8 protein-coding genes are annotated in these 10,659 nt (G+C 64.8%); 7 read left to right on the forward strand and 1 reads right to left on the reverse strand.

Annotated features, from left to right (window positions below):
• Complete coding sequence (locus CN933_RS13160) at window positions 1–1,284, reverse strand: ABC transporter substrate-binding protein (protein ID WP_018093751.1); 1,284 nt, start codon at window positions 1,282–1,284, stop codon at window positions 1–3.
• 193 nt (window positions 1,285–1,477) lie between these two features.
• Between CN933_RS13160 and CN933_RS13165 the strand changes: the two genes are divergently transcribed.
• From CN933_RS13165 to CN933_RS13195, 7 genes are all read left to right on the forward strand, one after another.
• Window positions 1,478–2,155 carry a TetR/AcrR family transcriptional regulator gene (locus CN933_RS13165; RefSeq protein WP_018093752.1) on the forward strand — a complete coding sequence of 226 codons (678 nt, stop codon included), beginning with the start codon at window positions 1,478–1,480 and terminating at the stop codon, window positions 2,153–2,155.
• A 122-nt stretch (window positions 2,156–2,277) separates the two neighbouring features.
• Window positions 2,278–3,426 carry a Gfo/Idh/MocA family protein gene (locus CN933_RS13170; protein ID WP_018093753.1) on the forward strand — a complete coding sequence of 383 codons (1,149 nt, stop codon included), beginning with the start codon at window positions 2,278–2,280 and terminating at the stop codon, window positions 3,424–3,426.
• A gap of 3 nt (window positions 3,427–3,429) precedes the next feature.
• Complete coding sequence (locus tag CN933_RS13175) at window positions 3,430–4,593, forward strand: dihydrodipicolinate synthase family protein (protein WP_018093754.1); 1,164 nt, start codon at window positions 3,430–3,432, stop codon at window positions 4,591–4,593.
• A gap of 9 nt (window positions 4,594–4,602) precedes the next feature.
• Window positions 4,603–6,018 carry an enolase C-terminal domain-like protein gene (locus tag CN933_RS13180; protein ID WP_018093755.1) on the forward strand — a complete coding sequence of 472 codons (1,416 nt, stop codon included), beginning with the start codon at window positions 4,603–4,605 and terminating at the stop codon, window positions 6,016–6,018.
• A 17-nt stretch (window positions 6,019–6,035) separates the two neighbouring features.
• Complete coding sequence (locus CN933_RS13185; protein ID WP_018093756.1) at window positions 6,036–6,860, forward strand: sugar phosphate isomerase/epimerase family protein; 825 nt, start codon at window positions 6,036–6,038, stop codon at window positions 6,858–6,860.
• 72 nt (window positions 6,861–6,932) lie between these two features.
• On the forward strand, window positions 6,933–8,240 hold the full coding sequence (locus CN933_RS13190) for a Gfo/Idh/MocA family protein (RefSeq protein ID WP_033047224.1): 1,308 nt from the start codon (window positions 6,933–6,935) through the stop codon (window positions 8,238–8,240).
• Between the two features lie 53 nt (window positions 8,241–8,293).
• Window positions 8,294–10,513, forward strand: a complete 2,220-nt coding sequence (locus CN933_RS13195) for a heavy metal translocating P-type ATPase (protein ID WP_018093758.1) — start codon at window positions 8,294–8,296, stop codon at window positions 10,511–10,513.
• The last annotated feature ends 146 nt before the right edge of the window (window positions 10,514–10,659 follow it).

A 10,659-nucleotide genomic window follows, 5' to 3' on the forward strand; every position in this document is an offset into this window, starting at 1 on the left:
TTAACCTCGTGCAAGGATTTGGCTGACCTCGTTCACCAGCGTCTCGCCTCCTTGCTTGGCGTCGAGCTGACCGAAGCCGACCTGTTCGGCGACGTTGCGCAGAGCGAATTCCGCCTCGCCGGCACCGCTGGGCGGCGGTGGCGGCAGATCGCCGGCAAGCGCTCCGAGGCCCGAGACATAGTCGAGCATGGCGCGGCCGAGCTCGTCGAGCGTCGACGCCAGTTTCTCGCGTACGGCTGCCGATTCCGGTACGCCGCGCTCGACGCCCAGGATTTCGGCGGCTTCCGGGTCCTTGACGAAGAAGTTGACGTATTTTGCGGCGAGTTCCGGGTCCTTGGTCTGGGCCGAGACCGAGAAGAACATCGACGGCTTGCGGTAATGGCCGCCCTTCGCATCCTTGTCGATCAGCGGATGGCTTCTCAGCGCCAGTTTGTCCTTGTTTATTCCCTGATAGGCGACGAACTGGTTGGAGTGCGCGAAGGAAGCGGCCGCCTTGCCGAGCGATAGCGGGCTCGTCTCCACATTGTACTGGTCGAGCGCCTGGATGTCCGGCGGGACGCAGGCCTTGTCCTCGCGCATCTTTTGCCACAGGGCGAACCATTCGGCCGCATCGTTCGCATCATAGGCGATCTTGCCGTCCGCGGTGAACAGTGCCTTGCCGCGCTGGCGCAGCCAGTTTTCGAACAGCGGCTCGACCGCGCTGCCGTCGGAGAGGCCATAGAAACCTTTGCGCTTGCCGGCCTTGGTGATCTCGGCGCCCGTCCGCGCCATCTCTTCCCAGGTCGTGGACGGCGTCGGAAGTTCGATGCCGGCTTCCTCGAAAGCGGCGACATTGACCATCATCGCCGCCGAATTGGCGCCGAGGCTGATGCCGTAGAGCTTGCCTTCGACGCTGCCGCCCTTGATCTGCACCTGGTCGAAATCCTCGACCTTGAGCACGGAACCGAGATAATCGTCGAGGGGCGCGAGTGCGCCGCGCCGGGCATATTCGACGATGTAGCGATAGTCCATCTGGATGATGTCGGGCGCATTGCGCCCGGCGACCTGGGTCGCAAGCCGCGGCCAGTAGTCGCTCCAGCCGAGGAATTCGCCGTTGATGGCGACGCCCGCGTTCTGTTCCTGGAAGAGCTGATTGACCTTGTTCGTGCGGTCGGCACGGGCCTGTGAACCCCACCAGAGCACCCGCAGCCGCGCCTCCTGCGCAAAGGCGGGCCCCAGCGCGGACATCGAAAGAAGCGCCGCCCCTCCCGCGAGTACGTTTCGCCTGCTGATCTTATGCGTCATCTGTTCCTCCTCCCTTCGGAACGCCTCCACAACGTTCCGGCCTCTTGCAACAAATAACTATTTGGTTACAAGTTATGGAGAAGCAGTGATCCTGTCAAGCAGTTGTGTGCCGAGCTGTCATTGCCTTGTAAATTATTTTGACAAAGTTGCACCGAAGGCCGTTAAAGGCAAGAGGTTGCGGAGGTTGCGCGTGATGGACAAGATAAGAGGCGAGGCGAAAGGGAGGAGCGGGTCCGGGGGGCGGGCGGAGCGGGCGCTTCAGCGCGACCCCGAGCGCACGCGTGCCTCGATCCTCGCCGCCGCGACCCGGGAGTTCGCCGAAAACGGCATAGGCGGCGCCCGCGTCGATTCCATCGCCGAGAGGGCCGGCATCAACAAGCGCATGCTCTACCACTACTTCGGCGACAAGGAACAGCTTTATCTCGCGGTCCTGGAAGAGGCCTATGTAGGGATAAGAACGGCAGAAAAATCCCTTAATCTCAGCGACTTGGAACCTGAGCAGGGAATTGCCGAGCTTGCCATGTTCACCTGGGACTACTTCCTGGAACATCCGGAATTCCTGAGTCTCCTCGGCACCGAGAACCTGCACCGGGCCCGCTGGCTGCGTCAGTCGACGCGTCTAAAGGAGCTGCATTCGAGCTTCATAGACAAGCTCTCCGACCTTCTCCGGCGCGGCAAGGCCGAGGGGCTCTTTCGGCCCGATGTCGATCCGCTGAACCTCTATCTGACGATCGCCGCCCTCGGTTATTTCTACCTTTCCAACCAGTACACGCTCTCGACGATCTTCGGCCGCGACCTCATGGACAAGAGCAATCTCGACGTCTGGAAGCGCCATATCGTCCATGTCACGCTGGCGTCGATCCGACGCTGATCCAGGCACATGTCGTTTTTTTTGTTGACAAGTGCGATTCTCCTCTGCCACAAAGTAACCGATTAGTTACTGGCTTGGGAGGGCTGGTTCTTCCCCTCACCGGCCTCTCAGGGAGGAACGGCATGCCGCGTTTGGGTATAATATTGCACGGTGTCACCGGCCGCATGGGCTACAACCAGCATCTGGTGCGCTCGATCCTGGCCATCCGTGATCAAGGCGGGATCACGCTCCAGTCAGGCGAAAGGCTGGAGATCGATCCGATCATTGTCGGCCGCAATCGCGACAAGATGGAGCAATTGGCCAAGCGCCATGCCATCGCCCGCTGGTCGACCGATCTCGACGCGGCGCTTGCCGATCCGAACGACCAGATCTTCTTCGATGCCGGCACGACGCTGATGCGTGCCGAGCTCATCGGCCGCGCGCTCGACGCCGGCAAGCATGTCTATTGCGAGAAGCCGATCTCCGACGATCTGCGGACGGCGGTCAAGCTGGCGCGGAAGGCGCGCGCCTCCGGGCTCAAGCATGGGGTCGTGCAGGACAAGCTGTTCCTGCCGGGCCTTCGCAAGCTGGCCCTGCTGAGGGAGTCGGGCTTTTTCGGCAAGATCCTCTCGGTGCGCGGCGAGTTCGGCTACTGGGTGTTCGAAGGCGATTGGGGCGTTCCGGCCCAGCGGCCCTCATGGAACTACCGGAAAAAGGACGGCGGCGGCATCATCCTCGACATGCTCTGCCACTGGCGCTACGTGCTCGACAATCTCTTCGGGGAAGTGAAGGCCGTCTCCTGCCTCGGCGCGACTCATATCCCAAGCCGTATCGACGAACAGGGCCGCGCCTACGACTGCGACACCGACGACGCGGCCTATGCCACCTTCGAACTCGAAGGCGGCATCGTCGCGCATATCAATTCCTCCTGGGCGGTGCGCGTGCGGCGCGACGATCTGGTGACGTTTCAGGTCGACGGAACCCATGGTTCCGCTGTCGCCGGACTCACGAAATGCTGGACGCAGCACCGCGTCAACACCCCGAAACCGGTCTGGAATCCCGATCAGCCGCAGACGATCGATTTCTACAGGACATGGGACGAGGTGCCGGATACGCAGGCCTTCGACAACGGCTTCAAGGCGCAATGGGAAATGTTCCTGCGCCATGTGGCGGAGGACGGCCCCTGGCCCTATGGGCTCGAGGCCGGCGCCAAGGGCGTACAGCTTGCGGAACTCGGCCTCAAATCCTGGGCGGAGCGCCGCTGGCTCGACGTTCCGGAATTGGAGCTCTGAACCATGGTCAGCATCAAGCTTCCAATCGAAGGCAGGCTTGCCAGCTACGACCTCACGGGTCGGCCGGTGCCTTTCAACAGGCGTGACGCCAAGACCTTTTCCAGGGTCGCCTTCGCCGCCGCCCATGTGGTCGCCGACCCGCTCGCCGACAACGATCCCTGGCTGGCGCCGGCGATCGACTGGGAGCGCACGCTCGCCTTTCGTCACCGCCTCTGGGATCTCGGTCTCGACGTTGCCGAAGCGATGGATACAGCCCAGCGCGGCATGGGCCTCGGCTGGCCGGAAGCGCGCGAACTCATCCGCCGCTCGCTTGCCGAAGCGCGCGGCCGCCAGGGCGCGCTGATCGCCTGCGGCGCCGGCACCGACCATCTGGCGCCGGGGCCGGACGTGTCGATCGACGATATTCTCCGGGCCTATGAGAGCCAGATCGAGGCGATCGAGGCAGAAGGAGGCCGGATCATCCTGATGGCGAGCCGTGCGCTTGCCGCCACGGCGAAGGGCCCGGAGGACTATATCCGCGTCTACGACCGCGTTCTCTCGCAGGTGAAGGAGCCGGTGATCATCCACTGGCTCGGCGAGATGTTCGATCCGGCGCTCGAAGGCTACTGGGGCAATGGCGACCACATGGCGGCGATGAAGACCTGCCTCGAGGTCCTCGAGGCGCATGCCGCAAAGGTCGACGGCATCAAGATTTCACTCCTTTCCAAGGAGAAGGAGATCGTGATGCGGCGGCAACTGCCCAAAGCCGTGCGCATGTATACCGGCGACGACTTCAACTATGCCGAACTCATCGCCGGCGACGAGGAAGGGCATTCGGATGCGCTGCTCGGCATCTTCGACGCCATCGCGCCGGTGGCTTCGGCGGCGCTGGAAGCGCTGGGCAGCGGGCGAAACGGCGAATTCTTCGAATTGCTGGAGCCGACGGTGCCGCTCTCGCGCCACATCTTCAAGGCGCCGACGCGTTTCTACAAGACCGGCGTCGTCTTCCTTGCTTATCTGAACGGCCTTCAGGACCATTTCATCATGATCGGCGGACAGCAGAGCGCCCGATCGCTCGTCCATCTCGCCGAGCTTTTCCGCCTTGCTGACAAAGCCGGGGTCCTGACCGATCCGGAGCTTGCCGCCGCCCGCATGCGGCGCGTGCTCGCCGTGCACGGCGTCGAGTGAGGCTTTGCGATGACGCAAGCCCCGCGCGTCAGGCTGGCCGAAGCGGAGGTTTTCGAGCGGCCGGTCGAGTTCCGTTTTCCCTTCCGCTTCGGCTCGGCGCGCGTTGCGAGCGCGCCGCAGGCCTTCGTCCGGGTGCGGGTGGAGGATGCGCGCGGCCGGTCCGCCATCGGCTGGTCGGCAGAGATGATGATGCCGAAATGGTTCGACAAGAACCCGGGTCTTTCGCCGCAGGATAATGTCGAGCAGCTGCGTGCCTCCTTGCGTCTGGCGGTCGAAGGGCTGACCTCGCTGCAGGCGCAGACCCCCTTTGGACTGCACGCGGCTGCCGAGGGTGATCACCACCGGGCGGCAGCCGGGCATGGCCTGCCAGCCCTTGTCGCCTCCTACGGCCTGGCGCTCCTTGACCGCGCCATCCTCGACGCGGTGTGCCGCATGACCGGAGCAAGCGCCGCCGAGGCGGTCAGAGGCAACCTGCCGGGCATCACCGACGCCACCGCGCCCGATCTGGGAGGCTTCGACCTTGCGCGGTTCCTCTCGCGCCTCGAACCCGGCCCCAGGCTGGCCGTTCGCCACACGATCGGCCTTGCAGACGCGCTGACGGCGGCCGATTTCGCGCCCGGGCAGCGGCTGGAGGACGGCCTGCCACAGACGCTGGAAGAGGTGATCGCCGCCTATGGCCACCGCTATTTCAAGATCAAGGTATCGGGGCGCCCGGCCGAAGACACCGAGCGTCTGCTCGCCATCGCCGCCATCCTCGACCAGGGCGTCGATGCGTATCGGGTGACGCTCGACGGCAACGAACAGTTCGAAAATGCCGATGCCGTTGCCGATCTTCTCGACCGGATCGCCGAAGAGCCGCGTCTCGAAAAATTGAGCGCCTCGGCGCTCTTCTTCGAGCAGCCGATCGCTCGCGCCGAGGCGCTGTCGAAACCGGTCACGGAAGTCGCCCGGCGGATGCCGCTCGAAATCGACGAGTCCGACGGCGATATCGGCGCGTTTCTCCGTGCCCGCGCGCTCGGTTATGCCGGCATCTCCTCGAAGTCCTGCAAAGGCTTCTACCGGGCACTCATCAACCGCGCTCGCGTGGAGATGTGGAACGCCGAGGCCGGGACCGCATGCTGTTTCATGTCCGCCGAGGACCTGACCACGCAGTCGGGCCTGGCGCTCCAGCAGGACCTCGTGCTGGCAGCGCTTATCGGCGCCGGCCACGTCGAACGCAACGGCCACCACTATGTCGACGGCATGGCCGGCGCCCCGGCGGCAGAGCAGGCCGCCTATCTCGCGCGTCATGGCGATCTCTACGAAAGCGCTGGCGAACGGGCGCGGCTGGCGATCCGCGGCGGCGAAATCACCTTTTCCACCGTCTTGCGGTCCGTCGGCCTCGGCTCATCCGTCGAGCCGGACTGGGCGGCGACGGTGTCCTGAAATCGGGAGGAGAACATATGCTGGTCGACGGGCTTTCAATCAATCTGGCGACGATCCGGGAGCAGTGCGGCTTCGCCGAAGCCGTGGATATCTGTCTAAAGCACGGCATCACGGCGATTGCGCCCTGGCGGGACCAGGTGGCGGCGATCGGGTTCGACGAGGCCGTGCGTATCGTCCGCTCCAACGGTCTGAAGCTCACCGGGCTATGCCGCGGCGGCTTCTTTCCGGCGCCGGAAGCCGCAGGACGCGAAAAGGCGATCGACGACAACAGGCGCGCGGTGGACGAGGCAGCGGAACTCGGCGCCGATTGCCTGGTACTGGTCGTCGGCGGCCTTCCGGGAGGCTCGAAGAACATCGACGCGGCCCGGCGGATGGTTCTGGAAGGGATCGCGGCGGTGCTGCCGCATGCGCGCGCGGCCGGCGTGCCGCTTGCGATCGAGCCGCTGCATCCGATGTATGCCGCCGACCGCGCCTGCGTGAACACGCTCGGACAGGCTCTGGATATCTGCGACACCCTCGGCCCGGGCGTCGGCGTGGCGATCGACGTCTATCACGTATGGTGGGATCCCGATCTCGACGAGCAGATCGCGAGGGCAGGCAAAATGAAGGCGATCCTCGCTCATCACATCTGCGATTGGCTCGTCCCCACGAAGGACATGCTGACGGATCGCGGCATGATGGGCGACGGCGTCATCGACCTCAAGGGTATCCGGCGCCGGATCGAGGCGGCCGGCTTCCACGGGGCTCAGGAGGTCGAGATCTTCTCAGCAGACAACTGGTGGAAGCGCCCGGCCGAGGAGGTGATCGCGACCTGTGTGGAACGCTACCGGAACTGCTGCTGATATGCTGGGGCAGGATGTGTCTCCTACGAAATATGACAGGGCAAAATATGACAGGGATAGCGTGAGGGTATGATGGACAACAAGCGTCGCTTTGCGCTGGTCGGCACCGGCAACCGCGGAACCACCATGTGGGGCAGGGATCTTCTGGCCGGCTGGCGCGGCCTCGTCGATCTGGTCGCCATTGCCGATACGAACGCGCTGCGGGCCGAGCGCGCCCGCACGATCATCGCCACCAATGCGCCCGTTTACGGCAATGTCGATACCATGCTTGCCGAAACGCGCCCCGATCTCGTCATCGTCTGCACCCCGGACGACACGCATGACGATATCGTCGTGCGCGCCCTGGAGTTCGGCGCCGACGTCATCACCGAAAAGCCGATGTCGACCACGGTCGAGAAGATCCGCCGCATTCTCGACGCGGAGAAGCGGACCGGGCGGCGGGTGGACGTTTCCTTCAACTACCGCTTCGCGCCGACCGCAGCACGCATCAAGGAACTCCTCAATGCCGGCGAGATCGGCCGCGTCACCTCGATCGATTTCCACTGGTATCTCGATACGCGCCACGGCGCCGATTATTTCCGCCGCTGGCATGCCTATACGGAACGATCGGGCAGCCTCTTCGTGCACAAGGCGACACACCATTTCGATCTCCTGAACTGGTATCTCGACAGCGATCCGGACGCGGTCAGCGCCTTTGCCGACCTGCAGATGTACGGCCGCAAGGGACCGTTTCGAGGTCCTCGCTGCAAGCTCTGTCCTCACAAGAGCGAGTGCGACTTCTACCTCGATCTCGAAGCCGATCCGTTTCTCGACTCGCTCTATGAGGAACCTTCCGAAATCGACGGCTATTTCCGCGACGGCTGCGTCTTCCGCGAGGACATCGACATCCCCGACACGATGGTCGCGAATATCCGCTACCGCAACGACGTCCACGTCTCCTATTCGCTCAACACCTTCCAGCCGATCGAGGGCCATCATATCGCCTTCAACGGTACGAAGGGCAGGATCGAGCTTCGCCAGTACGAGGACCAGCCGTGGGAGACGCCGGCCGAGGACATGATCCTGCTCGTCCGCAACTTTCCGAAGGGCAAGGCGGCGATCGAACGGATCACGGTGCCGCATTTTCCCGGCGGGCACTATGGCGGCGACGACCGGCTGCGGAATACGCTCTTCGCGCCGGATGCGACGGATCCGCTTGGACAGCGCGCAGGTGCGCGGGCCGGCGCCATGTCGGTTCTTTGCGGCATTGCGGCGCTTCAGAGTTCGCGTACGGGCAAGATCGTCAGCCTGGCCGATCTGATGCCGGAATTGTTCACCGACGGGCAGGCGGAGCGCAAGCTCGCGGCGAATGCCGGGTGGACCGCGCATTTTCCCTCTTGAACCTCTAGTTGCTAGAGGACTTAGCCTGCTTCCGGTTTCGTAAGGAGCATGGAATGACAGGCATATTTCGGGAAACGAGATTCCGCGTCGATGGGATGGATTGCGCGTCCTGCGCGACCAAGATCGACACGGCCGTCAGGCGGGTTGCGGGGGTCGAGGACGTGAATGTCTCGGTGGCAGCCGGCACCATGACCGTCCGGCATGCGGCGCGCGACGATATCGGCGCCCAGGTGATGCGGAAGGTCGGCGGCCTCGGCTACGGGCTTACGCCGCTGGACGTTGCGGCGGAACGGCAGCCGGCTCAGAGCGAGCACGCCTGCTGCGGCCACGATTATGTTGCAGGCGGCCCGCACCAGGATCACGGCCATCCGAGCATCCGTCCGGCAGGCACGAAGCCGTCGTCCCATTTCAGGGCGCCCTTGCCATGGTGGCAAACGGCAAAAGGCAAGCTCACGCTCGCCTGCGGTGTTGCCCTTGCCGCAGCCTATGCCATCGGTCAGTTCGTTCCCGGTACCGAGCCCTGGATTTTCACCCTCGCCATGCTCGTCGGCCTGGTGCCGATCGCGAGACGCGCGCTCATGGCAGCACTGTCCGGCACGCCTTTTTCGATCGAGATGCTGATGACCATTGCGGCAGCCGGTGCCGTCTTCATCGGCGCCGGCGAGGAAGCGGCCATGGTCGTCCTCCTGTTCCTGATCGGGGAACTGCTCGAGGGCGTTGCCGCGGGCAAGGCACGGGCGAGCATACAGGCGCTGACCGCGCTCGTGCCGAAATCGGCGCTCCTCGAAGAAAACGGCAGGACCGTGGAGGTCCCCGCCGAAAGCCTGGCCCCTGGCGCCATCGTCCTCGTCCGTCCCGGGGACCGGCTTCCCGCCGATGGCATCATCGTCTCCGGCGAGAGCGGCGTCGACGAGGCGCCGGTGACCGGCGAGAGCACGCCCGTCCTGAAGGAAGCCGGCGCGAACGTCTTTGCCGGAACCGTCAATGGTGACGGCGCGCTGCGGGTGCGCGTCACGGCCGCCGCAGCCGACAACACCATCGCGCGCGTCATCAGGCTTGTCGAAGAGGCGCAGGAGAAGAAGGCGCCGACGGAGCGTTTCATCGATCGCTTCTCCCGATATTACACGCCGGGCGTGGTGCTCGTCGCGGCATTGGTCGCGATCATCCCGCCGCTCGCCTTCGGCGGCCTGTGGCAGGACTGGATTTACAAAGGGCTCGCGCTTCTCCTGATCGGTTGCCCCTGTGCCCTCGTCATCTCCACGCCGGCCGCGATCGCGGCGAGCCTTTCGGCAGGTGCGCGCCGCGGTCTTCTGATCAAGGGCGGCGCTGTCCTCGAAAATCTCGGCAGGATCACAGCCGTCGCCTTCGACAAGACCGGAACGCTCACCGAAGGCAGGCCGAAACTGACCGACATCGTCGCCTTCGGCAGATCGGAAGCGGAGGTGCTCGACTACGCCGCTGCGCTCGAACAGGGATCCAGCCATCCGCTGGCTCGTGCCGTCCTGTCGCGTGCCGAAGCCGATGGATTGGCGCTCCTTCCCGTCGAAGGCGCCAGGGCCATCGGGGGCAAGGGCGTTGCCGCTTCCGCAGACGGCGTCGAGCTTTTCCTCGGCTCGCCCGAGGCGGCCCGGGAGCGCGCGCCGCTGGCCGCGGATGAACTGGCTCGGATCGAAACCCTGCAGGGTGAGGGGAAGACCGTCTCCGTGCTCGTCGTCGGCGGGAGGGCAGCCGGAGCGCTTGCCTTGCGCGACGAACCGCGTGCGGATGCCGCGGCGGGCCTGAGGGCGCTCGCCGCTCAGGGGTTGCGGGTGGTGATGCTCACCGGCGACAACCGGGCGACGGCCGAGGCGATCGCCGGCCGGCTCGGGGGCATCGAGGCGCATGCAGGGCTGCTTCCCGAGGACAAGCAGCGCATCGTAAGCGGGCTCAAGGCCGAAGGCCTCGTCGTGGCGAAGGTCGGAGACGGTATCAACGACGCGCCGGCTCTGGCGGCGGCGGATGTCGGCATCGCGGTTGGCGGCGGCACCGACGTGGCGCTGGAAACGGCCGACGCGGCCAGCCTCCATGCCCGCGTCTCGGACGTCTCGGAGATGGTGAAGCTGTCACGGGTGACGATGCGCAACATTCACCAGAACATCACGATCGCACTCGGCCTCAAGGCCGTGTTCCTGGCGACCACCATTGCCGGCGTGACGGGCCTCTGGCCGGCGATCCTCGCCGATACCGGCGCGACCGTCCTGGTGACGATCAACGCATTGAGGCTGCTGCGTTAGTTGGCCGCGATTTAGCCCGCTTCCTTCTGCAAGGCCCCCCAAACCCTCCCCACAAGGGGGAGGGAAGCGCCTTCACGCACCCGCGCCATGGATGCAATCTCCCTGTGTATATTCGCGCTGGACTCTCACCGGCGATCCTATGAGAG

It is taken from the genome of Sinorhizobium sp. M4_45 (assembly GCF_002885915.1).
Classification (GTDB): domain Bacteria; phylum Pseudomonadota; class Alphaproteobacteria; order Rhizobiales; family Rhizobiaceae; genus Sinorhizobium; species Sinorhizobium meliloti_A.